Consider the following 24,323-nt stretch of genomic DNA (forward strand, 5'->3'; position numbering starts at 1 on the left):
ATCAGCGCAGCCCCATCCGGTCCATCTTCTTGAGCAGGCCGACGCGCGACAGACCCAGTCCGCGCGTCGTATGGGTGTGGTTGTGCCCGGTCCGCTGAAGCGCCTCGACGATGCGGCGGCGTTCCAGAGCGGCGATTTCCTCTTCAAGACTTTGGGGGGCGATGGTGGCGACGCTCCCTACCGGTAACGGAGCGTCGCCGACCGCGAAGGCGAGGTCGGCGGACGTGACGATGGTGCCCGCCGCGCCCAGGATCGCCAGCGCTGGGGCGCATTCGACGGCGGCGCGCAATTTGCGGACGTTGCCGGGCCTTCCCCGGCCCGGCCAACCAATTCAGCGCGTCCGGCAAGAAGTTGGCCCGACCTTCGGCCGCCCGCCGCAGGAACAATCTGGCGAGCAGCGGTACATCGGTCGCCCGTTCGGCCAGCGACGGCGTGCGTAACACGACGCCCTTCTGCCGATAGAACAGGTCACCGACCTGGCCGTCGATCGTGAGAAGCGATCAGCTATGTCCCAACATATGGATGATCACGAGCCCGACGAGTTCGACGCGCTGTGCACCATGATCCTCGGTGGCATGGAGCGCGCCGCATAGCGTCGCTGGCGCACGGCTACCTGTCATTGGTATAAGGTCCGTTATGCCTGACCTCGGATCACCAAGAATTCTCACCTACCTTGCCTATCTCGAGGAGATGGCGACGATGTACCCGGACACCGCGGTCGAGGCGCCCGGGCTGGGCGTGCTGCGACCGCGTCCGACTCTTCTCGCAGGCAAGTTCGTGCGGGCCCGCTTCAGCGGCATCCGCGCGTCCTTGTTCGACGAGATGAAGGAGATCGTTGGCCTGTCACCTAACGGTATCCGCTCGGCCGACCAGCGCAGGCAGCGCCGTGCCGCGCTCCGGGACGCCTTCAAGCGCTTCCCCGTGCCGGTCATTGACCTGTTCTGGTCGGGTGACGATCCCGCGGCGCGAAGCCGGCGCAAACGGACCATGCGCCTCCATCACTAGTTCCAGCTCGACCTTTCAGCCGGCGACGTCCTCGATGCCCGGGAACCGGTGTTTATCGGAGAGCCCGACGTCGGGCGTCCGCCGGAGCCCGAGTTCGAATCTGGTCGACTCCTTGGCCTCAGAGCCTTGTCACAGCACGAGGAAGAACCGCTGCGCGACATCTTCTCGCTGGCGCACGTTCCGGACGCTAATCTCGACGAGGGGCCTGAGGGCCCCACGGGCGCGCCGCCTCCGGATGACGACGATGACGGCCCCGATTCGACCGGCGTCGCGACCGTCACGTCCGAGGAGCAGGAAGAGCAGCTTACCCAGTCGGAGCTTGAACGAGTCCGGGCGACCAATACCGTTCGCCCCGCCACGCAGCGCCGCGAGCAGCAACATGTGACAATCAGCCGGTGAGCGGGAAGCTCGAGCGCGCGCGCATCGGCGGCGCCGATGTCGCCCACATCAAGGCACCGCTGGCCGTTGCTAGGGCGCGGGCGATCATCGGCGCCCGAATCTACGATGTTGGCCAGGGTGATGCGATAGCGATCCTTAACGAGGCCGGCGAGACCATCCTGCAACTCGACTATGGCGGCAGGCAGGACAACCCCTTCGAGGGCAAAAGCCGAGTGGAAGTTGATCGGATGTTACCCGTGTCTACCGACGCGCTCGTCATGGTGACCCACTGGGACGAGGACCATTGGTCGACCGGCCCGAAAGGCGAGGCCGCAAAAGCCGTGGACTGGCTGGTGCCCCGGCAGGTGACGTCTCCGCGCGCGGTGCGGTTCGCGGCCGACCTCGCGAAGGTGCGGTGCATCCCCGAGCCGCTGGTTGGGAGGGTCTTTGAATACCGCGCACAGAACGGTGACGCCATTCTCTGGCAGAAGATCGCAAAGTCCTCACCATCACCGTCCGTCCACGAGAACTGCAACCGGACAGGCGTGGCGGTCGCACTCCTGCGTCGGTCGGACGGGGCTGGTCAGGTCATTCTTCTTCCCGGCGATGCGCCGTTCGACGAGGTCCCGCTCTTCGACGCCCTTCGCACCTCCGGAACAACGCTCACCGGGCTTGTCGCCTACCATCACGGTTCGAAATACCCTCTGAGGAACGGCACACGGTCCCTGTTGCGGGACTGGCCAGTGACGCCCGGCGGACCTTGCGACGTCGTCTTCTCCTACGGCGCGGGGAACAGCTACGGCCATCCGCACCTGGACCGATACGACACGCTTACAACACGGCGGGAGGTTGCCACGCCAGCATTGCGGACGACTAAGGCTGCATACCACGATATCCTCTTCCGTTGAGCCGCGTCGCGAGCGGCGACCGTCTCGGGCCTAGAAGCAGTCCATCGGGCGCGTTGGCCGCGCAGCGTGCTCATCGACGCGCGATCGGCGAGGAGGTTTGTAGAAAGCGCAGGTGTTATCAGTGGCAAACCCAAGATCGTCTTCGGGGAGCTTGACGCACTGGGGCGGTTTGCCCCGCAGGATCAGCTGCACCAAAGTGGATATCGAGCCTCTCGGTTACGACGCGCTGGGTACCGTGCGGCTGAACGAAGGACAGCTTTTGGGATCGCCCCGGGCGGGCCTGAACGACGGCTGTTAGGGCGCAGAGCCGACCGGCTGTTTTGCGAGACATGGATGGCGAGTTTCGGCAAGAGCCGCCGCTCGCAGCAACGCCGCCGAATTTTGCAGTCTGGTCGGTCGCCGACAGTTCAGAATTCGACGGCCCTTGGGACTTTTCGGCCGTTCACCGGCGACGCGGCGAACGCCGGGTCTTATCAAATGCCGACATTCAGCGATCGCACCCCTGTTCTCGTGGGCCGACTGAAATTGAGCCGCAAGCCAACTGGCGGCTTCTGATCGACAACGTAAGAATGAAGACTCCACCGCGACCTCAACGCGAGGTATGGTGATGTTACTTGTAGGCAGCTAAACGAAGTTCACCCAACTGTTTTCTGACCATTGCCGCCGATGCCGAGCTTGTTATCAGTGCCTATCGTCGTGGAGGCTTTCCAATCGCACCCGTCTAGTCGCAGCCAATGATCCGCGGTGCCCGATCTTCGGACTCTGGCATGTCCGCCTCCGCGACTTCTGTCTCAACCGCACCGCGCAAGGCCCAGCCGCGATCAAGCCAAGCCAACCTGCGCGCGCAACAGCACGATGTCGTGCGGCGGATTGGCCGCCAGCCACGCGTTATAGTTAGCCTGAAATGAGGTCGCCTGCATCGAGCCGGATCGCCCAGCGTGCCGCCCCGTTATAGATGGGCACGCTCGCGTTATCCGCAGCCACTAAGTCACTCAATTTCACCCGAAATGATTGGTGCGGCCAAGATCAGCCTGGCAACGCGGCAATGTTTTTGTTATGTTCCACCTGATGCCGAAACGTCACCACTACGTCCCGGTCACCTACCTGAAGAATTTCTGTGATGCCGCAGGGCAGCTGCAGGTCTTCCGCAAGGACGATCCTGCTCGGCCCTTCCGGCAGCGCCCGGAGTCGACCGGGTTCGAGCGTTATTATTATTCGCAGTTCGACGATGAGGGTATGCGCGACGACGATCGACTCGAGGCGATCTTCAGCGAGATCGAGACGAAGTGGCCGACAATCGTCACAGCCCTCGCCAACCGCGAGGCGATGTTTGAAGCCGCGCCTCATATCATCGCCTTCCTCGGCCTCATGCGCGTGCGGGTGCCGGCGTTCCGCGATCCCGCCGAGCTGTACCTCGGCCACTCGGTGCACACACAGGCGCTGCTCATGCACGCCGCCGGGAAGCTGCCGCCGCTTCCCGAGGGCTTCCCGGACCTGATGGAGAAAATCCAGGTCACCATCGACCCGCAAAAATCGCTCGAGATGATGGCGCACGCGCTCAACGACATGGGCAAGCTGTTCGCCACGCTCAGCTTCGATGTGCTGCACAACGCGTCCGATCACGCGTTCCTCACCAGCGACAATCCGGTGATCTATTATGACCCGCGGGTCCCGACGCCGGCGATGCGCCCCTATAATATTGCGCAGGACGCCGGCCGGATCGAGCTGCTGTTTCCGGTGACGACCCGGATGGTCCTGCGTGGTCGCAGCCGTCCGCGCCGGCCGGACATCGGCCACCGCACGATCACCAACCGCAAGGCGATCGCCAGGATCAATCGGCTGATCTGCCGCTTTGGATACCACACGATCTTCGCGTCCGATACGCGAGAAGCGTCGCTGATCGCGGGCACCGCTGCGCTGTCGCCGGTGGCACAGCTCGACCGCGTGCCGGCGCCCGAAGGCGGCTATTATGCGTTCGGTCAGTTCATTTTCGGGCCGCGTCCCGACAAGCCGAAGTGGAACGGACCACGTGAGCGCGACCGGAAGTCGGCGTCGCCGGAAGCCCCTGCCGATGAACCGGAGGCGATGCCATGACGGTCTCGAAGCGGCACCATTATACGCCGCGCTATTATCTCAAGCGGTTCGAGACCGAGGCCGGCGCGCTGTGGCGGCTCGACAGCGAGACGGGGAAGATCACCAAGGGCAATAATGAGCGCTTCGGGTTCAAGAAGCGCTGAAACAGCTTGCGCAATCCAGCGCCCGGCTATGCGCCGGACTGGGCGGAGAAGCAGACCGCGGTGATCGATGGTATGGCGTCGAAGGTCATCACGGAAATTCTCGAGGGTCAGTTCCCGGCCGATATCCGCAAGCTCGCCATGGCGATTTCGTTCATGCACCATAACCAGCCGCGATTGCGGCGCGAGCTGGAGACGGTCCATCCCGACAAGGTCGGCCACTGGAGCGAGGATTATTGGCTTATGGTCCGGCTGAAGACCGCACTCGACAATTGGGAGAGCTATGTTCCGCTCTATTATGCGCTCAACGTGATCCCGCCGGGCAGCGACCGACGATTCCTGACCTCCAGCAATCCGTTGATCGACTTCGCCAACAAGCCGACGATGCTGCTGCCGCTGTCGAGCCGCCATTGCCTGTTTCTGTCGAACGACCCCGCGCACCGGAATTTCGGAGCGGTGACTCGCACGCCGGACGCGGACGAGATCGCCGGCATCAATCGCATGACGATCAAGAACGCCTGGCAGTATCTCTATTCATCCATTGAAAGCTTCGCCAAATAGCGACGCCCAGCTCCGACCATTTCGCAGCACCGCACATCATTCCTCGCTCAGATCGAAGCCGTCGGGCGCGGGTTCGAGATAGACATCGCGTGGCTGGTCCTGGCCGAACAATTTGCCGTCGCGCTTTTTCTTCCACGCTTCGATGCGGCGTTCGATCGGCCGGTTGGGCGAATAGCCGAACCGGTCGAGCAGCGGGCCTTCCACATAGTCTCCGGTCCACAACACCATGCGGGCATCGGCGATCTTGGCGAGCAAGGTGCCATAGCGCCAGAAGTCGACGCGGTCGCCGGTTTCGGCGAGGTGCTGATACCAGATGCGTGACCAGCGGTTGCGATCATAGGCGAACCGCGCTGCCTTGGCGGCCCGCCCGACCATTCCGCGATGATTGTCGAACCGCGCGATCGTCGCGCCGGCGGTCTCGCTCTCATCGGCGAAGCCAAGGATCGTCAGCGCCCGAGCGATGGCGACGGGATGGCCGGTCGCGATCTCGCGCGTCGCATAATTCTCCAGCCAGGATTGCCGTCCGGCATGGCAGGCGGCAAGCACTTCACTTGCCAGCGCGTGGTCATTCGAACAGCGCGCGAGCCGGTCGCGACGCAACGCCTCCATCGCGCCGGAATCCTCGCTGTGCCAGATATCCCAAGTCATCAGCGGGATCGAACCCGCCGAACGCGTGATGCGGACAAAGGCCTCGTGGCCAGCGCAACGGCGGAACAGCGCGACGGCGAGATCCGGGTCTGCGGTGGACAGCGCCCGCGCGATGCGAGAGGCGAGATTAGCGATGCGCGGCAACCGGCTGGTCGGGACATCGAGCAATTGCCTGGCAATGGCCTGAAGCGCGGCGAGGTCGGTTTCGGCGATCGCGCGCATCGCATTCGAGCCGATATCGCGCAGGATCAGCTCGGCACCGCTTTTGGTGAGCGTAGCCTCGAACGCCTGGAATCGATCCCACCCGGCCTTCTGGCGCGCGGCGAACGCCTCGTCGCTTTCGTCGATCCGGGCGAAGCGCTGGTCATCCGGCAAATCGGCGTCGTCATCCTCGAGCGAGAAGCGGGGGACGGCGTCAGCATCGGCAGTGTCACTCAACGAAACGCGCGGTGGCCGGAACGGCATCACCGCTTCGAGCACGCGCGCGGTGGCCTGACCGATCAGGCTGGCGAGCGGCGTACCGACTGCGGCCGCACCAAGCTTTTCCGCTGCCGCGCCATAGCGATCGGTGCTGATACGCGCGACGGCTTCGGCTCCGCTCAACAGGCCCCGCTTCGCCGCGGCGATCATCATCGACGAGCCATGCCAGCGTTCGTAAAAATGCTCGCGCGGGTGATAGGTCGCGGCACTCCAGCCGCTCGCCACGAAGGCGGTGAGCTGTGCGTCGTCGAGATGCTCCGCCGATATCTGGAGCGCGAGACCGCGCACTGACGCTTTGGGATGATCGGTCAACAACCGGATTTTCGCGAGTGTCTCCGGGCTGATCGGTGAGTCCGACCCGCCCACGAACGCCAGCGCCATCAGCAGCCGATGCTCCTCGCTCGAGGCAGTCCCGTGGTCGACCAGCCGATCGACCATATCGGCGCTCGCCGGATGAAACACGCTGTCGAGCTGGACCAGCGGCGGTCCGTGTTCGGGCAGATCGATGAGCACCTGGACCTGGGCGTCGCCGTCGAGATGGGCGAAGGCGGTGACCAAAAGATATTGCGAAACGACCCAATCCTTGGTGTCGGCGTCCCCGATCGGCTCTTTGGGATGGGACAGCGCGGCGGCACGCGCGGCCATTGCCTCGACTGTATCCGGCTCGATCAGCACGGTGGCACTGCCGAGCAACGGAATGCCGAGCGTCGCGATACTGCTGGGCCGCTCGAGCATGTCGCTGACCACGGCCCGGTTGATCGCGACGACGTTATGGCAGCACGCTTGGCGAGCGTGAAGGATTGATGATCGAGCGGATGGGCATGGCGACCAACATCTTCCGCGTGTCGGTGGAGGACAGCGCACTCCGGTTGGACCTGATTGGCTTCCGGTTCCTGGGCGTCCCGCTGCCTTCTGCCCTCCGCCCGCATTGTCACGCCCGCGAATATGGAAACGACGGGCGTTACGTCTTCGACGTGCCCGTCGACCTCTGGCCCTTCGGCCGGATCATCCGCTACACCGGCCGCATGGAGCGCCACGATGACTGACGGCCCGATCATCCTGTTCGACGCACGATGCGTCCTGTGCTCCGCCAACGCCCAGTTCATTCTCCGCCACGATCGCCAGCACCGTTTCCGGCTGGCCGCGATGCAGAGCGCCACCGGTGCGACATTCTTCCGTCGGCACGGGATTGACCCGACCGATCCCGACACGATTCTTGTCGTCGATGGCGATCGGGTCTGGCGCGACAGTGACGCGGTGATCGCAATCTACACCGACCTGGGCTGGCCGTGGCGCATTGCGGGTGCGGCCCGCCTGTTGCCGCACTGGTTGCGCGACCGGGCCTACCGATGGATCGCCCGCAACCGCTATCGCCTGTTCGGCAGGCGGTCGACTTGCTGGCTTCCAGCGCCGAAGGATGTCGGCCGGGTTCTACCTTAGCCGCATAATGCAAGTCGCTTCGCAGAGGGAGCGGCCGGGCAATCTATCCTGACCGCACGACAGCAACTTGAGCGAAACCGGGAGGGGTGTTTCGTTCGTGTTACTCCGAACCGAAGCGAAGGCGACCGGCTTGGGACAAAGCCGACGTTCGCGAGTCGCGCCGGGAATGGCAGGTCGCCATCCACACCTGCTATTCCTGAAGCACTGATGATCGTTCCCGGAATGCGCAGGACTGGACCGTTCGTTTCATCAACCGCTCAAGCCTTTATGGCCGCGAACAAACGCGCGCCATAGCGGGTAGGGTAGTTAGAGCTGACGCTCGCTCATCTACTACACATCGTATCCGGCCCGATGCCCGATGCGCTAATGAGCGTGCAATATGGCATCTTTCCACCGCCGGAGCGAACAACGTTGTCCGTCGCGCCACGCTTGATCAACCTCGACAGCGGATCGCTCTCAAGAATTTTAGTTCAAGTCGGATCGAAGGCGCCGCCGGCCCTCGACGCGGGACCAACTGTCCCGCAGTATGGCCCAGGAGCGGTTGGACAAACAGGGGAGCGATGGCTGGTCAAGGTGTAGGCAAGACTAGGATCGAGACGGCAGCGATCATCCGATCGGTGTCGAGCGTCACGTTCGAGATCGGCGGCAGCGAACCGTTCGAGCGCGCCTTGCGGATGGCATCCGCGTGGATGCGCGCGCGCAATAAGGCGGTGCCGAGCGACGCGGAGACCGGCGCCCCCTTCGACGTCGGCGGCGGCGGCGCGCCGGTCGCTCGCGCCGCTGCGCTCGACATTGACAACGGAAGGATTTGGTCGGCTGCGATCGACGATCCGGACGCGAGCCATGTCGGCCGGACCTGGATTACCGAGATCACGATCGTCGAGCAGCAGGGCGCGGTGCACTTCGGCACGCGGCTGCTGAACTTCACGCGGGGCGAGGACCGTCCGTTCTCGCCATCGATCCCGCGCCTCGTCCGGGACCTGATTGCTGACTTGCCGTGCCTCGCCGACGGCGAGATGCTGCGGGATGATACGAAGGTGGTCGCTTCGCCCGACGACCTCGACGCGATGTGCGAGCTTCTCGAACGGCCTGGGCGGCGGCTGCCAGATCGCCACCTCGTCGAGTACGGCGTCGGTCACCGTCGAGATCAGATCGGGCGACATAGCCTGCCCCGGCGAAGGCCGGGGTCGATGCCGTACAGATCGTGCAGGTGAACGGCCCAGTCTTCGCTCCAGTCAAACTGAAAGGCTTCGCCGGGCATGAACACCAGCGGCACGAACGTACCCCGGCCCGTTGTCTGCTCCTGGACCTGACGGTTCGCTTTCCACGCCCGGATGAAAGCCGCTACCCGACTGTAGGACCCGTCATAGCCCAACGCGACCAGATCGGCGTGGATCTGCTTGCCCGTGCGCCGTTGCTTGCGCGATTTGGCCGTCTCTGTCTTTAGCCAGCCCGACAGCCGCTCGGCATACGGGTCCAACCTGCTCGGCCGGTCGGCCACCTGGAACTTGGGCTCCAACGCATCCGACCGCAGGTATTTGCGGATCGTGTTACGCGACAGTCCCGTGCGGCGGGTTATCTCCCGGATCGACATTCCATCCCGGAATGCCCAGCGCCGGATGACGCTCAGTAACGCCATGTCTATCACTCCTTGACCCCCAGGCAGCCAGCCGGGGTGAGGTTGAGACACGGGTCACTTCTCGGTGGAAATTTATACCTTCGCCGGGTCAGCTCTCAGTGGAAATCAACACACCGCCTGTCGACATGCCCCGTACCGTATAGCCGACGCCGCCCTGCACGGTCGCCGCATTGACCGTGACGCCGCCCGCATTGCGCAGCGCATCGGGCAGGCTCTGTGCCTGTTGTTCCGCCAGCAGCTTGGCGGACAGGACCTGGACGTTGCGCGGCTGGTTCCGCAGCGATTCGCCGGTGCGCGTCGAGGTGGTCGTGCTACGCACCATGACATTGGTTTCCGCCTCGTCGCGATGCGCGACGACGACGATGTCGTTGAGGACTCGGATATTGCCCTCGGCACCCCGGCTGACCGTGACCCTGAGGCCACGCGTCGCCTGCCGGACGGCCGCCATCGCATCGCGCGCTGCTGCGACCGGCCTGGCGGCCAGCCCGCGGATCGCATCGGGATCGGCTTCGATCGTCGAACCGGTCTGCTGCCGGATCTGCGCCAGCGCCTCATCCAGCGGCATGGCGGGAAGCGAGATACGCTGGCCTTGCGCGAACGCCGCCTGTGGCGCCCCCAAAGCGAGCATGGGCATCAATGCCATCGCGGCACCCCGGATACCCAATTCTGCACGACGACGGACCATGTAATACCCCCCTCTTGCGGCACCACGGCTACGCGCTCCCATGCCCATGCGGACACCGTGTCGGATGCGCGTCACACATGCGACGCATCACAGCCATGACTAAAAGTCCCGCCACCCGGCGGAACGGTCGATCGTCGTCGGCCCTGGTCCGTCGACGGTTCACTCTGCGGTGTCGAAGCCGGCCGCTGATTGTCGCGGAGCTTGGCTCCGCTGCGATCCTGTTCCTCGACGGAACGAAACTTGCGCCCACCCCGGAGCGTCATCAAATTGTAATTGGTTATGCCCCTATAACGCCACGTCGATCGGCTGGCCGATCCCGGTTGCCCCGCGTTTCAGTTCGGCGACCAGCCAGCGGATGACGGGTTCCTTATCGCGATAGGGCTGCCATTGGGCGACAAGGCCGCTAGACGGACGCGCAAAATCCAGGTCGGGGATGACCACCGGCAAAATCGCCGCCTGATGTTGGGCGAACCAGTTGCTGGTCGTGACGATGAGGTCCGAGCCAAGTGCCAGCCCGGGCAGCATCGAATGAAGCCCGGTGCGTATCGCGACGCGTCGCTGCGCGAATGGACTGTCGGCGGCGAAGTCGCCGAAGATCGCGCGCTCCATCTCCTCATGGACCGCCGCATGGGAAGCGGCCAGGAACTCCTCCCTGCTGATGCGGCGGTTGGCGAGCGGATGCGACGCACAAACGAGAGCGGCCGGTGCGTGGTCGATCAGCGGCAGGGCACACAGACCGGGATCGGCCATCGACTCCGGAACGATCGCGACATCGACCCCCCGGTCGAAGAGACGCCGTGCTGAGCCGTGGACAAAGGGGGTCATCTTCAATGTGATATCCGGGGCCACCGCTCGCAGTCGCGGAACGATGCGGCTGAAGAACATCAGCTCGACGACTTCGGGCGCGGTTACCGTCACGGTCTGACGCGCGGTCGCCGGATCGAACGCCAGCGTGAGGTTGAACGTGTCATCCACCTCCAGCAGCAACCGCCCGACGCGCTGCTGCAGCGCCTCGCCGAGTGCCGTCAGCTGCCGCCGCTCGCCAAACAGGACCAGTTCATCCCCGAAATGCTCGCGTAGCTGGCGCAGCTTTGCGCTCATCGCCGGCTGGCTGATCGCGATCGAATGTGCCGCCGCCGTCAGCGATGGCGTATGCAGCAGCGCGTCCAGTGCATAGAGCAGATTGATGTTCAGGCGCCGCAGCCGACTGCGCCCTTCCGTCAACGACGATGGATCACTCAAATCCCCACCTCACATTCGCGCCCACGAAACCTCGGCCACCTTATGGCTGCCCCATATCTTGCCTGCCGACCCACGGCGCTCAGCAGCCTGACACCCCGATAACATATCGGCAATATCTGAGCGGCTGCCGGTTTCGCGAACCGCAGATTGTCGGCCGAACGTCCCGGTGTGGATCCAATATTAGCGCAGGGCCCATCCGCGCTGCCGACCTTTGATAGGATAAGCGACGCGGAATCCAATGTGGGAAGTCGGAAGGTCGTGTTCCTGTGCCTGGTAGGCGGCCGGTCGAAAATTGGCGCAGTAATTCATCGCGCAAAGGTAGCTGCCGCCCTTGATCAAGCCGACATTCTGATCGCCTGCGACCCATTCCCAGACATTGCCGACCATGTCGTAAAGCCCCAGGTCGTTCGCCTCGAAGCATCCCACCGGCGCGATCCCGGCATAGCCGTCTTCGGCCGTGTCGCGCATGGGGAAGACGCCTTCCCAGACATTGGCACGTGGCTTGTCGTGATCGAACGCCCAGTCGACCGGGTCGCGGGTGGCATTCTGATTGCCGCGCGCGGCACGCTCCCACTGTTCGGTTGTGGGCAGGGTCCCTCCAGCCCAGCGGGCATAGGCTGCGGCGTCGTCGCGATCGATATGGACGACCGGCTCGTCCGCGCGGCCGGTCAGGTCACTGCCGGGCCCCTTGGGATGACGCCAATCCGCGCCTTTCGTCCACCGCCACCAGCGCGCGGCATCGTCGAGGGAAACCGGCTCGGTCGGGGCGACGAACAGGGCCGATGCGCCCTGGCGTTCGGCCTGTGTCCGATATCCCGTTGCCGCCACGAAGGCCCCGAACTGGCGGTTTGTCACCTCATGCGCGTCGATCCGGAATGCCGCCACGCGGACCGGTCGCCCTGGTCGATCCGTGCCATCCTCGCCGAGCAGCACGACGCCCTCGGCGATGGTGACGATGGCATCCTTGGCAAGACAGCGATGCCCGAGCTGCGGCGCTCGCGCGCCCAGCGCGCCGGACGCGGCCAGCGCCAAGAGCAGCGCCATCCTGATCCTCATGGTCGGGCCGCCGGAGCAGGCGCGGCCTCTGCGTCGGCGGGTAGCGGAACGACCCCCTTGGCCTTGGCATACAGGTCGTAGGCCTTGATCAGGTCGGCAAGTCGCTTCGGTTCGACGGCGGCCAGATCATGGGTTTCACCCGGATCGCGAGCAACGTTGAAAAGTTGCCAACGCCCGGTGCTGACCCCGCCGCGCGTGTAGCGATTGGTCGGCTTGGGCAGGAAGACGGCTTTCCAATCCCCCTGGCGAAGCGCCCGACGGAAGAACAATTCGTAGCCCAGCGTTTCGTCGGCGGATCGGATGCCGTCAGCACTGGCGGCCAGCACGGGGCGCAGGCTGTGCCCTTCATGGGGCAGGATGGCATGGCCTGCGAACCGGCTCGGCTGACGCAGGCCCGCATAGTCGAGCAGGGTCGGCGCGACATCACGCACATCCAGATTGGCATTGGCGATCCGTCCGCCGCCTTTCACCCCGCGTCCCGCCGCGAAGGCGCTCACCCGTATGCCCCCCTCGGTCGTATAGCCCTTCACCAGCCAGGACGGCACCGAATTGGCCTGGGCCCAGCCCGGTCCATAGCCGACATAGCTCGTCGGCTTGCCGATATTGTCCAGGCTGTTGTCGATGCCGAGCGCCTGTGCCGGGGGCAGGGCGGCATCGGGCGAGCCGACCTTGAAGCGGGGGCTGGGCGCTTCGATCACATTCCCCTCCGGGCCGTTATCGGCAAAGAACAGGATGATCGTGTTGTCATAGCGGCCTTGCGCCTTCAGCGCGGCGATCACCCGGCCGACATTCTGGTCCATGCGATCCACCATGGCGGCATAGACCTCCATCTTGCGCGCCTCGACAGCCCGTTCATCCGCGCTGAGCGAAGCCCAGGGCCTTGCCAGCTCGACGCTGTGCGGCACGGCGTCGTCCGGTACCAGGCCCAGTGCCTTTTGCCGGGCCAGTCGCTCGGCACGCAGCGCATCATAGCCTGCGTCATAGCGTCCTTTATACTTGGCGATCGTCTCCGCTGGCGCCTGGAGCGGCCAGTGCGGCGTCGTGAAGGGCAGATAGGCGAAGAAGGGGCGGCGATCGCCGGCCTTGGCTGACGCGTCGAGATAACCGATCAGGCGGCTGGCGAAATAATCCGCCGAATACTGACCCTTGGGCAATGTGGCGGGTTTGCCGTCGTCGCGGTAACTCGGCGCCAGCCCAGCCTTGGTCCAGGCCTCGTCCTGATCCGCGCCGAAATGGTTCGACAGGCCTTGGAGAAGGGCGAAGCTGTGTTCGAACCCCCGTGCGGCGGGCTCGCGCTCGGGCGTCAGGCCAAGATGCCACTTGCCCGCCATCAATGTCGCATAGCCGCCCGCGCGCAGCAGCTCGGCGATGGAGGCGACCCGGTCGTTCAGATACCCCTCATAGCCCGGCTGCCCCCGCGTCGCAGGACCGAGCAGCTCGGCCATCGTACCCAGACCCGCTTCATGATTGTCCACGCCGCTCATCAGCATCGAGCGGGTGGGCGAACAGGTCGGTGCGGTGTGGAAACCGGTGAAGCGCACCCCCGACAGGGCGAGCGCGTCGAGATTGGGTGTCGCGATCTCGCCCCCGAAGGCACCCAGATCCGACCAACCGAGATCGTCGGCGACGATGATCAGGAAATTCGGCGCATCCCTCGGTGCCTTTTGCGCTTCGCCCGCAGCCGAGGTTGATGCTGGCGGAGCGGCCAGAGCGGGAGTGGCCGCGATCAGGGCCGACGCGGCCACCGTCAGAAATCTCACACCGATCATGTCTGTTCCCATTGTCGGCGACCATGCGCGCGGTCGCACGCTCGGGATAAAGGTTGGCGCTGCGGCGACAATGATAATTTGCCTACTAGATCGATAGGAATTACTTCGTTCGTTTCGTGAACGTCCTTTCATAGCCCTAGGCGGGCGGTCTCTGCCGCATGTCCGTCCCCGCCATGAGAGAATGTCCATGCCGATTTCGAGAGCCCATCGCCGCCGCGCCCTATTGCTCGTCGGTGCGGTCGTGCTGGCCACGCCCGCCGCCGCACAGGACATGCTGGCCGCCAACGGGGAGGGCAGGGCAACGGCCGCTGCGGTGCCGGATAGCGGTGCGAGCGAGGATGTCCTGGTCACCGCACGCCGCCGGACGGAAAGAAGCCAGGACGTACCGATCGCCATCAACGCCTTCGGAGCGGCCCAGATCGAGTCGACCCGCACCTTCAACCTGCGCGACCTGCAGCAACTGACCCCCAGCCTGGTCGTCACCAACACCAATCCCCGCAACACCAGCATCAATATTCGCGGCCTGGGCAACAATGTTGCGGTCTATAATGACGGACTGGAGCCGGCAGTGGGCGTCTATCTTGACGGCGTCTATCTTGCACGACCGGGCCAGACCGTGTTCGACCTCGCCGATCTCGAGCGGATCGAGGTGCTGCGCGGGCCGCAGGGCACGCTGTTCGGCAAGAACACCTCAGCCGGTGCGGTGGTGGTGACGACCAGGCAGCCGACGTTCGACTGGCAAGCGGGCGGCGATGCCAGTCTGGGCAATTACGATTTCCGCCAGCTCCATGCCTATGTCTCGGGGCCGTTGTCGCAGCATCTGGCGGCGCGGCTGTTCGTGTCGAAGACCGATCGCGACGGCTTTACCCTGAACCGGTTCGACGGACGCTTTGGTCAGGACTTTCACGACCTGAACCTGCGTGGCCAACTGCTCTACAAACCCACTGACACGCTGACCCTGCGGATTGTCGGCGATTGGGGACGGCAGAGCAGCTTCACGGCCGGGAGCATCCTGCTGGGAGCCATTCGGAATTACGACAACGGCGCCCTGTTCGCGAACAACTATTACGACCGATCCGCGCGGCTGGGCTATACGCCGGTCGCTGCGAACCCGGAGTTGCGGACGACCGATACCGACGCCAATCCGCGCTACCGGATGAACCAGCACGGGGTGAACGTCACCACGGACTGGGATATCGGCCCTGCCACGCTGACGTCGGTCACCGCCTACCGCGCCTGGAACTGGTATCCCCATAATGACGGCGACGGCACCAGCATCGACGCAGGGGCGGATTTCCATCAGAGTAACGAGCAGCGTCAGGTCAGCCAGGAACTGCGCATCGCCTCCAATGGCGCGCGGCGCGTCGATTATGTGGCAGGCCTCTATTACCTCTATCAGTCGATCGAGGCGGAGGCCGTCAACCGATATGGCAGCCGCGCGGCCGACTGGTTTCTACCTCCGACCACCAATACGGCCGTCGGCGCGGCCGCGTTGAACGGCTACGACGTCGTCAGCCATTCACGCCCCGTCACCGACAGCTATGCCGCCTTCGCCCAGACGATATGGCACATCACCGATGCCGTCGATCTGACGACCGGCCTGCGCTATACTTACGAAACCAAGTCCGGTTACTTCGATCAGGACGCGACCGGCGCATCGCTCGCTGGGCTGACGGCGGCGCAACAGGCCGCGGCCCAGGCGATCCGCGCCCGCTATGGCGTGCGGAATTTCTACACCGCGCGGACCGAAGCCGGGCGACTATCGGGCCAGGCGACCTTGTCTTGGAAGGTCGCCGCACCGGTTCTTGCCTATGCAACCTATGCGCGGGGCAACAAATTCGGTGGGCTCAACCTTGCCAACATCACCACCACCGGCCAGTTCGCCGCCAATCCCGTCATTCGTCCAGAGACGATCGACAGTTACGAAGTCGGCGCGAAGACGACCTGGGTGGACGGTCGGGTCACCGCGAACGTCGCGGCCTTCTGGACCGACGTCAAAGATTATCAGACGACGATCGTCGACGTGGAGCGCAACGGCGTGAGCTTCTTCACCAACGCCGCCAAGGTACGGACCCGCGGCATCGAGGCGGACCTGCGCGCCACGCCGACGCGCTGGCTGACGCTCTACGGATCGGGCACCTATGACGATGCCCGCTACATCTCCTATGCCAACGCACCGTGCCCGATCGAGATCACGGGGCGGACAGTATGCGATTTGAGTGGGCAGCGCCTGCCCGGCGTCTCCCGCTGGGCCGCCTCGGCCGGGGGCGAGGTCCGCGCGCCCCTCGGCATCAATTTCGGGCACAGCGCCGAAGTCTATGCAGGCTCGGATTACAGCTACCGCTCTGCGACGAATAGCACTGCCAGCCTGAGCCGCTATTCGGATATTCCGGCCTATGCGCTGGTCAACCTGCGGTTCGGGATCAGAGCGGGCGATGGCCAATATGACATGCAGTTCTGGGGACGGAACATTACGAACTCAACCTATTATCTGTCTCTGTCGGCCAATAACACAGGCGCCGTTACCGCCACATTAGGAGACCCTCGCACCTACGGTCTTACACTCCGAACCAAATGGTAGTAAATCTCAATTACAACGTACCTCTATCGCAATAAAATCCACGTTTATTTGAATTTAACAAAATTATAGCCAGTATTCGTTGATTAATACCAGAATATGACGGTGGGGCTAGGGTAATGGCGGTAGGGCAGTGACCGTAGCGGGTTGTGACGCGGCGTCAGTCTTTCAGGCAGCTGAACAGGATCTCGATGCGGCTTGGTCTTTGATAACACCGCTTGTCGTATCTAACCGGCTCGTTGCGTGATCGCCGGCCTGGGATGCAGGGCTGGATGCCTTTGGCTTGCAGAGCATCCCTGAACCAGTCAGCGTCGTAGCCGCGATCGCCAAGTTGCCACGGCGCGTCGGGCACGTCGTCGAGCAGCGCTGCCGCTCCGGCTCAACGCATGCGGACCGCCTCGACCGAACGGGCCGGTTCGGCCCAGCGCTGCTGCGCGGCGTACAGCGCCGCGTCGAGCGTGGCGGCCAGCGCCAGCACCGGGGCGCCGCGCACCATCGTGATGTGATCGCCCGGCGTCCGCTCGATCAGCAGGGTGCCGTCGACAATGGCGCCCCAACCGGCATCGCCGATGCTGTCCGCCGGGCGCAGCAGCAGCACATCGCCCGGATAACGGGCGGGGCGATAGCCGTGCGTCGCCAGTTCGACCCGCTGGCTGAAACTCGTCGCTTCATCGGGCACATGGCGGCGCAGCAGGCGCGCGACGCGGGTGCGCAGGCCGGGGCGGGGCCGGTGGTCGGGCCGCTCGGCATCCAGCAGGACCAACAGCGCGACGCTCTCGCCCGCCGCGATCAGTTGCGCGGCGAGTTCGAGCGCGACGATCCCCCAGCGGCACCAGCCGCCGATATAATAAGGGCCAACCGGTTGCTCGGCTATCAGCCGCCGCTTCAGCCGCGTGGCGATCGCCGGGATCGAGAGCTCGCCCGTGCCCAGCGCCGCCTCGTCCGCCGCATCGGTGTTGAGCGCGAAGCAGGGCTGGTCGGCGGACAGGCCACGCGCCATCGTCCGCATGAGGGGCCCGGCGTCCAGCCAGAACAGCGGCGGGCGCGATCCGCCGGCGTTGAGCAGCATCGTCGCCGCCCCAGGGGCCTCGCTTTGCACGATGCGCGCGGCCATCGCCGCCAGCGTGGCATGGCGCAACAGCTCGATCGGCGCGAGCCGTACGCCGAAGTCCGCCTCGATCCGCCGGGCCAGCCGCACCGTCATCAGCGAATAGCCGCCAAGGTCGAAGAAATCGTCATCGTCGGCAATATCGGGGATGCCGAGCAATTCGCTCCAGATCGCAGCAAGGCGGGCGGTGACGCTGTCCGCGACCGGCGTCGCGGCGGCGGCCGTGGTAAAGGGATTGGCCAAGGCGGCGCGATCGACCTTGCCGTTCGGGGTCAGCGGCATCGCTGCCGCGCTGACGATCCGGTCGGGGATCATATAGGCGGCAAGGCGGCTGGCGAGGAACGCCTTCACCGTGCGCGTATCGAGAACCGTGCCTGCGCGAGGCACGACATAGCCGACCAGCGTCGGTTCGCCCGACGGATCGGTCCAGACGCGCACCGCGCTCCACGCGATGCCGGGATGGAGTGCCAGCGCCGCCTCGACATCGCCCAGTTCGATGCGAAACCCGCGAACCTTGACCTGATCGTCCAGCCGTCCGAGGCAAAAGAGCGCGCCGGTGGCATCGACGCGGCCGAGGTCGCCGGTGCGATAGGCACGGCTGCCGTCGGCCAGGCGGACGAACCGCTCTGCGGTCAGGTCGGGCCGGTGGCGATAGCCGCGCGCGACGCCTGCGCCGCCGATCACGATCTCCCCCACCACGCCATCGGCGACCGGCGCGAGCATGTCGTCGGTGACCTGCACCGCGATGCCGGTCAGCGGCCAGCCAATGGGTATGGCGCCAGTGCCGGGCTCGACACGGCAGGCGGTCGACCAGACGGTGGTTTCGGTGGGCCCATAGATATTCCACAGCGCGTCGCAGCAGGGGAGCAACCGGTCAGCAAGCGCGCGGGTCATCGTCTCACCGCCGGCCAGGATGCGCAGGCCCGGCACGCCGGTCCAGCCATGCTCCAGAAGCGCGCGCCACGTCGACGGCGTCCCCTGCGCGAGGTCGGGGCGATACTGAGCGAAGGCGGCGGCGAGCCGTTCGGGATCGGCCGCGACCGCCTGCTCCACCAGCGCCAGCGATCCGCCGGTGAAGAAGGGCAGGAACATGTCGGGCACCGACAGGTCGAAGCTGACCCGAGTGAGGCCGAGCATCCGTTCGCCGCGCGAGAAGCCGGGGCTGACCGCCATCGTCGCCATCAGTGCGACGAGCGAGCCATGTTCGATCTCCACCCCCTTCGGCCGGCCGGTCGAGCCCGAGGTGAAGATGACATAGGCGAGGTGTCGCGCCGTGATCGTGGCGAGCGGGGGCGGCGCGGCAGCGGTCCCCGTGTCTTCCGCGATCAGGACCGGTACGCCGACATCTGCGACGACATGCGCATGTCGTCGGCTCGCGACGATCAGCACGGGTCGCGCATCCTCCAGCATGGGGGCCAGCCGGGCAGGGGGGATCGTCGGATCGATCGGCAGATACGCCGCACCGACCCACAGGATCGCGAGCAGCCAGGCGGGCAGGTCTACGTCTCGGGCGAGGCACACCCCGATCAGGCGCTCCGGCGCACCCGTGCCGAGCCGTGCGGCAAAGGTCTCGACCCGCGCCGCCAGTTCGGCGTAGCTGCGCCGCTCGCCGTTCGCTTCGACCGCTAGCGTATCGGGGTCGCGGCGCGCATGATCCGCGAACACCTGTGGCATCGAACGCCAGCCGGCGGTGTCGGTCGATGCCGTCGTCTCGTCATGTTGCATGGGGCCCCCCATCGTCCCGCGCGGCCGTATCGGCTCACGCATCGCCACGCTGATGGCGGATCGCCAGCGGCGCGATACGTCGAATGATGCATGGTGGCGGGATCGCGGTGGCTACACGACCATCATGCCGATATCCGCACGCCTGTTCTTCAACGGAAAATTCTATGCGGGCGGCACCAATGGCGTGCATCGCGTCGCCGACCGCTTGCTGCGCGAACTGGATGCGCTGGCGGTGGCTGGAGAAGCGCCGGCCGAATGGGACATGCGACTGCTGCTGCCTGCGCGGCCCACCTGGGCACCGGCTTTCGCCCGGATCGTGCCAGTGCCGCAGCGGCTGGGACACAGCCAGTTGTGGGAACAGGCGATCCTGCCTTTCGCGGCGAGGACCGGCGTACTGGCGAGCTTCGCCAACCTGGCGCCGGGGCTGCACGGCGCAAAGCTGACCATGGTGCATGACGCGCAATTTCGCCTGTCACCCGAAAGTTATCCGGCGAAGCTGCGCTGGGGATACCGGCTGCTGGTGCCGCGCGGCGCTTCGTCGAGCCGCGTGGTGCTGACCGTGTCGGACTATGCGCGCGACAGCCTGGCGACGTTCGGTATCGCGCCGGCGGCGATCACGCAGGTGCTGCACAATGGCGCGGACCATGTTCTGGAGACGGCGGCCGACCCCAGCGTGCTCACGACGCATCGACTGGTGCCGGGGGGCTATACGCTGATGTTCGGGTCGGTCGCGGATTATAAGAACGTCGCGGTGGTCTTCGCGGCCTATGCGCGGGGGCGGATCGACCTGCCGCTGGTCGTGATCGGGCCGTCGCGCGCGACGCTGGAGGCGGCGGGGCTGCATCCGCCTGCCGGTGCCGTCTTTGTCGGCGGGGTGGACGATGCGGGGCTGCGCGCGCTGTACGAAGGGGCGCACTGCCTGCTCTATCCGTCGCGGACCGAGGGGTTCGGCCTGCCGCCGGTCGAGGCGATGCTGTGCGACTGCCCGGTGGTGGCGGCACCCGCCGGGGCAATTCCCGAAATATGCCGCGACGCGGTCGTCTATGCGGGCATGGACGATGCCGCCGAGTGGGAGTGTGCCGTGCTGACGTTGGCGCGGCCCGAATGGCGCGCGGCGAAGATCGCGGCGGGCCGGGCGCGGGCGGCGACGTTCACCTGGGCGGCGGCGGGGGGCAGGCTGGCGGTGATTCTGGAGACGCTGTTGGCGACGGCGAAGCCCGCGCGCTGACCCGGCGCGCGGTGTCGCGCAGGTCGAGGCCGAACTGGCTTTCGGCCAGTTGCATGATGCGCGCCGCATGCCGTTCGGGCGACAGGAAGGCGCGCAGGGCGTCGTGTTGCCGGGTCGGCACGGGCGGCGTGCCGAGCATTCCGGTCAGTTTCGCGGCCAGATCGCCGGGCCGCCCCGGATCAAATGTCTGGCCACCGCCGAAGCGCCGCACCAGCTCGGCCGATCCCGCGCGTTGCGATACCAGCACGGGCACACCGGCGGCCATCGCCTCCGGCACGATCAGGCCCCATGTCTCGTTCCACAGCGAGGGCAGCACCACGACCCCGCACGACCGCATCGCCGCCGCCATTGCGTTACGCGGTTTCCACGGGTGGTGGGTGATGCCCCGTGTCTGAGCGAGGCGGGGTTGCAGCGCGCCCTCGCCGACGAACAGGCCAGTGTGGCCGCCCGCGACGATCGCGTCGATCAAGGGGGCGATACCCTTGTCGCTTTCCAGCCGACCGAAATAGCCGATGTCGTGCCGGGGGTGCGGCGGTGGCGACCATGCCTCGCCGAGCGGCAGCGGGTTGTACAGGATGGCGTGGCGCTCGCCCTGGAGCAGCGGCGCCGCAGTGCGCTGCGCATGTTCGGAGAGGTGGAGGAACAGCCGTCGGCCGGGATCGCCATGGGTGGCAATCTGGCGCACCGCCTGCCGGGCGACGCGGCCCAGTTTCTGGACACGGCCCTGGCGATCGCAATTCGCAGTCAGGCAGGCCGCATGCATCGGCCGCCGCGTGCAGGGCTGCGCTTGCTGGAAGTCGTAATACAGGCCGTTGGGGCAGGGCCAGAAGTAATCGTGCATGTATATCATCGCCGGAAAGCGGCCGACGACGCGCAACGCCGCCGGTGACAGGTAGCGCGTCCATTGGTGAAGGATGATCAGTGTCGTGTCGGGGTCGGCATCGGCGAGTTCCCCTGCCAGCGCCACCTGTGCGGCGGGATTCCAGATCGCGCGCAGCATGTCCCCGGCACCTCCCGCGCGCAGGTCGCCGCCGCCTAGGGAGGCGAAGCGGTCCGCTGCGATCCCCCCGCCGCCGCCGAAACCCGCGACGGCGCGGACATCCGCCCCGGCGGCACGCAGCGCGCGATAGCTGTCGAGCGCGGCATGGCCCGCCCCGCCGCTGCCCGGACCCTCGCCACCGATATAATCGGACAGGAGGACGACCCTGCCGCTACGCAAGCGCTGGCGTTCCAGGATCATATTGCGGGTCGGCGGCGGGGGGCGAAGACAGGTCGGCATAGAGGGTGGCAAGTTCGGCGTTCATGCGACGCGCGGTGAACTTCTCTTCGTAGCGCAGGCGCCCGGCACGGCCCATCGCCTGCCACGTCGCGCGGTCATGCCGGGAAAGGGCGCGCATCAGCCGCTCGGGACTGTCGGGGGGAACCAGATAGCCGGTGACGCCATCGACTATGATTTCGCGCAGGCCGCCGACGCTCGACGCCACGACCGCGCGCGATCCGCACATGGCCTCCAGCGCCACGAGGCCGAACCCCTCCCAGCGCGACGGGATCGCGACGACGTCGGCGGCGGCGATCTCTGTCGCGACCTCCGACAAAGATCGCCAGCCGAGATACTCGATCTGCGGCGTATGGGGGCGCGGCGTGCTGGCGGGCCCGGCCACCGCCTTGCCGATAACGCGCACGGTGACGCGATCCTGGATCGGGGCTACCGCGTCGAGCAGGGTGTCGAACCCCTTTTGCGTATCGAGCCGACCGACGAACAGAACGCGCACCCGCTCGTCCACCCATCGTGCGGGCCGGTCGCTGTGCAGGTCGGCGATGCCGTTCAGCACCAGCGTCATGCGTTCGGCTGCGATGCCGATGCGCAACCCCTCGCGCTGTTCATGTTCCGAGATCAGGACGATGCGGTCGGCGCGGGGCGCCAGATCGCGCTCGATCCGTTCGATCAGACGTCGCTTCATCCCCGACGAACTGCGGTCGAACGCCCAGCCGTGCGGGCAATAGACGATGCGAAAGGGAGGGCGTTTCCCCCATCCGTACATCAGCCGCAGGACGCCGCCCGCGACGCTGGAATGGACATGGACGACCGTCGGCGCGAACTGCGCGATCTGCCGCCGGATCGCCGCCGCCAGCTTCAGGATGCTGAACGCGGACCGCTCGCGCCGTTGCCAGGTGACGAGCAGGCGGCGGTCGACGCCGCTCAGATGTGCGGCATGTTGCGCGGGCACCAGTGCGCGAATGTTCGCCTCGCCGAAACGCCGTGCCTGATCGGACAGGATTTCGGTGAGATAGGTGCCGACGCCGCCCTGTGCGGACTCGGCAATGTGAAGAATCTTCATCCGGTCCCCGAAGCGATGGTGGCTGTCGATCGATCTAGCGGCGGGAAGGACGGGGCATTGCGTCATTTGAGGTGAAGCCCGGCGCTGCGCTGTGGTGGTTGGCGCCATGGATCGCGATGGCCGGGACAGGGATGGAAGCCGGCAGGCAGTGCAGCCGGTCGGCGCGGTCGCGCCGGTGCGCGGGGACACGCTGTGGACCGTGCAGGTGATGCGCGGCGTCGCGGCGCTGATGGTCGTCGTCGGCCATAGCCAGAGCGCGGTGGTCGGCATCGTCGCCGCGACCGGCGGCGGCTTCGCGCGATCGACGCTGGTGCCTTGGGGGGCGGGGGTCGACCTGTTCTTCGTGATCTCGGGCTTCATCATCGTCCACGCCTCGACCCGCTTGTTCGGCCGACCCGGCGCTCGCGCGGAATTCCTGCGGCGGCGATTGGTGCGGATCGTGCCGCTCTACTGGCTCGTCACCACGCTGTTCCTCGCATTGCTGGCGGTCGCGACGTGGAAGGGGGGCGACCGCTTTCCCGATGCGGCGGCGATCCTGGCCTCCTATGCTTTCCTGCCGGCGGATACCTATGGGGACGGGCGGCTGTTTCCCGTCTTCGACCTCGGCTGGACGCTGAATTACGAGATGCTGTTCTATGCGCTGCTGGCGCTGGTCGTAACGCTGCCACGGGGGCGGGCGCTGGCGGCGATGGCCGTCCTGCTGGGGCTTGGCGTCGCGATGGGCACCGTCCTGCCGGGCCCGTCGGCATTGTGGTTCTGGACGCGGCCGATCATCCTCGATTTCGCGCTGGGGATGCTGATGGGTGCGTTCTTCGCGCGCGGGATCATCCTGCCGCGTGGGGTTCGTATCCTGCTGGCGGTCGGCGGCGCGGCGCTGTTGCTGGCCGATCCCGCCCATATCTTCGACGGACCGATTGGCATGACCGTCGCCAATGCCTGGCCGCGCGTGCTGCTCGCAGGGATGCCGGTCGCGGTGGTGCTGGCGGCAGCGGTGCTGGGCCCGGAGCCGCGCCCGCCGCGTCTCGCCCTGCCGTTCACCCGGATCGGCGATGCCTCATATTCGCTCTATTTGTTCCACCCCTTCGCGTTGATAGCCACCGAGAAGCTCGGGCAGAAGCTGCCCTTCGTTCGCGAGTCCGCCGGTTGGCCGCTGGTCGCCGCGACGGTCGCGGTGGCGATCCTTGTCGCGCTTGCCGCCCACCGCTGGATCGAACGACCCATGACCGCTGCCCTGGCGCGGCGGTTCGTGCGGCCTGCACCCAAAGGCGCGTTCGCCCCCGCGACCCCATCAGGAGAATGA

Annotated in this window: 21 protein-coding genes and 2 pseudogenes; 12 read left to right on the forward strand and 11 right to left on the reverse strand. The window is 65.9% G+C overall.

Annotation, left to right across the window (positions count from 1 at the left end; translation table 11 throughout):
* Window position 1 precedes the first annotated feature (1 nt).
* Window positions 2–289: a helix-turn-helix domain-containing protein gene (locus SOM26_RS00430; protein ID WP_320450762.1), complete on the reverse strand. Its 288-nt coding sequence runs from the start codon at window positions 287–289 to the stop codon at window positions 2–4.
* Between the two features lie 401 nt (window positions 290–690).
* Between SOM26_RS00430 and SOM26_RS00435 the strand changes: the two genes are divergently transcribed.
* The 6 genes from SOM26_RS00435 (at window position 691) to SOM26_RS00460 (ending at window position 5,086) form a co-directional block, all read left to right on the forward strand.
* Complete coding sequence (locus SOM26_RS00435; protein ID WP_320450763.1) at window positions 691–1,005, forward strand: hypothetical protein; 315 nt, start codon at window positions 691–693, stop codon at window positions 1,003–1,005.
* A gap of 126 nt (window positions 1,006–1,131) precedes the next feature.
* Window positions 1,132–1,404, forward strand: coding sequence for a hypothetical protein (locus SOM26_RS00440; RefSeq protein ID WP_320450764.1), 273 nt, complete (start codon window positions 1,132–1,134; stop codon window positions 1,402–1,404).
* Entirely contained in the window at window positions 1,401–2,291 is an 891-nt protein-coding gene (locus SOM26_RS00445) for a ComEC/Rec2 family competence protein (protein ID WP_320450765.1), read from the forward strand. Before SOM26_RS00440 ends, SOM26_RS00445 begins: the two co-directional genes overlap by 4 nt.
* A 1,056-nt stretch (window positions 2,292–3,347) precedes the next feature.
* On the forward strand, window positions 3,348–4,385 hold the full coding sequence (locus tag SOM26_RS00450) for a DUF4238 domain-containing protein (RefSeq protein WP_320450766.1): 1,038 nt from the start codon (window positions 3,348–3,350) through the stop codon (window positions 4,383–4,385).
* On the forward strand, window positions 4,382–4,528 hold the full coding sequence (locus SOM26_RS00455) for a hypothetical protein (RefSeq protein WP_320450767.1): 147 nt from the start codon (window positions 4,382–4,384) through the stop codon (window positions 4,526–4,528). Before SOM26_RS00450 ends, SOM26_RS00455 begins: the two co-directional genes overlap by 4 nt.
* Before the next feature lie 6 nt (window positions 4,529–4,534).
* Window positions 4,535–5,086: a DUF4238 domain-containing protein gene (locus SOM26_RS00460; RefSeq protein WP_320450768.1), complete on the forward strand. Its 552-nt coding sequence runs from the start codon at window positions 4,535–4,537 to the stop codon at window positions 5,084–5,086.
* Window positions 5,087–5,122: 36 nt separating this feature from the next.
* Here the strand turns inward: SOM26_RS00460 and SOM26_RS00465 are convergent, their stop codons facing one another.
* Window positions 5,123–6,949 (reverse strand): hypothetical protein, encoded by a 1,827-nt coding sequence (locus SOM26_RS00465; protein WP_320450769.1) that lies wholly within the window; start codon window positions 6,947–6,949, stop codon window positions 5,123–5,125.
* 68 nt (window positions 6,950–7,017) lie between these two features.
* On the opposite strand from SOM26_RS00465, the gene SOM26_RS00470 reads away from it, so the two are divergent.
* The 3 genes from SOM26_RS00470 (at window position 7,018) to SOM26_RS00480 (ending at window position 8,868) form a co-directional block, all read left to right on the forward strand.
* Window positions 7,018–7,260 (forward strand): DUF4166 domain-containing protein, encoded by a 243-nt coding sequence (locus SOM26_RS00470; protein WP_414711992.1) that lies wholly within the window; start codon window positions 7,018–7,020, stop codon window positions 7,258–7,260.
* Window positions 7,253–7,654, forward strand: a complete 402-nt coding sequence (locus SOM26_RS00475) for a thiol-disulfide oxidoreductase DCC family protein (RefSeq protein WP_320450770.1) — start codon at window positions 7,253–7,255, stop codon at window positions 7,652–7,654. Before SOM26_RS00470 ends, SOM26_RS00475 begins: the two co-directional genes overlap by 8 nt.
* 560 nt (window positions 7,655–8,214) lie before the next feature.
* Entirely contained in the window at window positions 8,215–8,868 is a 654-nt protein-coding gene (locus tag SOM26_RS00480) for a hypothetical protein (RefSeq protein WP_320451285.1), read from the forward strand.
* On the opposite strand, the pseudogene SOM26_RS00485 reads toward SOM26_RS00480, so the two are convergent.
* From SOM26_RS00485 to SOM26_RS00505, 5 genes and pseudogenes are all read right to left on the reverse strand, one after another.
* Window positions 8,868–9,293, reverse strand: a pseudogene (locus tag SOM26_RS00485) (IS21 family transposase); the annotation flags it as partial. The gene SOM26_RS00480 and the pseudogene SOM26_RS00485 overlap by 1 nt on opposite strands.
* 88 nt (window positions 9,294–9,381) lie before the next feature.
* Window positions 9,382–9,978, reverse strand: a complete 597-nt coding sequence (locus SOM26_RS00490; protein WP_320450771.1) for a TonB-dependent receptor plug domain-containing protein — start codon at window positions 9,976–9,978, stop codon at window positions 9,382–9,384.
* 285 nt (window positions 9,979–10,263) lie between these two features.
* Complete coding sequence (locus tag SOM26_RS00495) at window positions 10,264–11,202, reverse strand: LysR family transcriptional regulator (protein WP_320450772.1); 939 nt, start codon at window positions 11,200–11,202, stop codon at window positions 10,264–10,266.
* Between the two features lie 198 nt (window positions 11,203–11,400).
* Window positions 11,401–12,264, reverse strand: a complete 864-nt coding sequence (locus SOM26_RS00500) for an SUMF1/EgtB/PvdO family nonheme iron enzyme (protein WP_320450773.1) — start codon at window positions 12,262–12,264, stop codon at window positions 11,401–11,403.
* Window positions 12,265–12,272: 8 nt separating this feature from the next.
* Window positions 12,273–14,045 carry an arylsulfatase gene (locus SOM26_RS00505; protein WP_320450774.1) on the reverse strand — a complete coding sequence of 591 codons (1,773 nt, stop codon included), beginning with the start codon at window positions 14,043–14,045 and terminating at the stop codon, window positions 12,273–12,275.
* Window positions 14,046–14,232: 187 nt separating this feature from the next.
* Here SOM26_RS00505 and SOM26_RS00510 point away from each other — a divergent pair, with 187 nt between their 5' ends.
* Window positions 14,233–16,626, forward strand: a complete 2,394-nt coding sequence (locus SOM26_RS00510; RefSeq protein ID WP_320450775.1) for a TonB-dependent receptor — start codon at window positions 14,233–14,235, stop codon at window positions 16,624–16,626.
* A gap of 83 nt (window positions 16,627–16,709) precedes the next feature.
* Here the strand turns inward: SOM26_RS00510 and SOM26_RS00515 are convergent.
* Window positions 16,710–16,999: pseudogene (locus SOM26_RS00515) on the reverse strand (transposase); the annotation flags it as partial.
* 3 nt (window positions 17,000–17,002) lie between these two features.
* The gene (locus tag SOM26_RS00520; protein WP_320450776.1) at window positions 17,003–19,456 is read right to left on the reverse strand and encodes an amino acid adenylation domain-containing protein; all 2,454 of its coding nucleotides are present in this window, start codon (window positions 19,454–19,456) and stop codon (window positions 17,003–17,005) included.
* On the opposite strand from SOM26_RS00520, the gene SOM26_RS00525 reads away from it, so the two are divergent.
* Window positions 19,455–20,684: a glycosyltransferase family 4 protein gene (locus SOM26_RS00525; protein WP_320450777.1), complete on the forward strand. Its 1,230-nt coding sequence runs from the start codon at window positions 19,455–19,457 to the stop codon at window positions 20,682–20,684. The genes SOM26_RS00520 and SOM26_RS00525 overlap by 2 nt on opposite strands.
* Here SOM26_RS00525 and SOM26_RS00530 read toward each other — a convergent pair.
* Window positions 20,608–21,924 (reverse strand): glycosyltransferase, encoded by a 1,317-nt coding sequence (locus tag SOM26_RS00530; RefSeq protein ID WP_320450778.1) that lies wholly within the window; start codon window positions 21,922–21,924, stop codon window positions 20,608–20,610. The two genes, SOM26_RS00525 and SOM26_RS00530, sit on opposite strands and share 77 nt — an antisense overlap.
* A complete protein-coding gene (locus SOM26_RS00535; protein WP_320450779.1) occupies window positions 21,896–23,023 on the reverse strand; it encodes a glycosyltransferase in 1,128 nt (375 codons plus the stop codon). The genes SOM26_RS00530 and SOM26_RS00535 overlap by 29 nt, the downstream gene beginning before the upstream one ends.
* 148 nt (window positions 23,024–23,171) lie before the next feature.
* On the opposite strand from SOM26_RS00535, the gene SOM26_RS00540 reads away from it, so the two are divergent.
* Window positions 23,172–24,323, forward strand: a complete 1,152-nt coding sequence (locus tag SOM26_RS00540) for an acyltransferase family protein (protein ID WP_320450780.1) — start codon at window positions 23,172–23,174, stop codon at window positions 24,321–24,323.

Origin of the sequence: Sphingomonas sp. CFBP8993, assembly GCF_034044895.1 — a bacterium.
In the GTDB taxonomy this organism is placed as follows: Bacteria; Pseudomonadota; Alphaproteobacteria; order Sphingomonadales; family Sphingomonadaceae; genus Sphingomonas.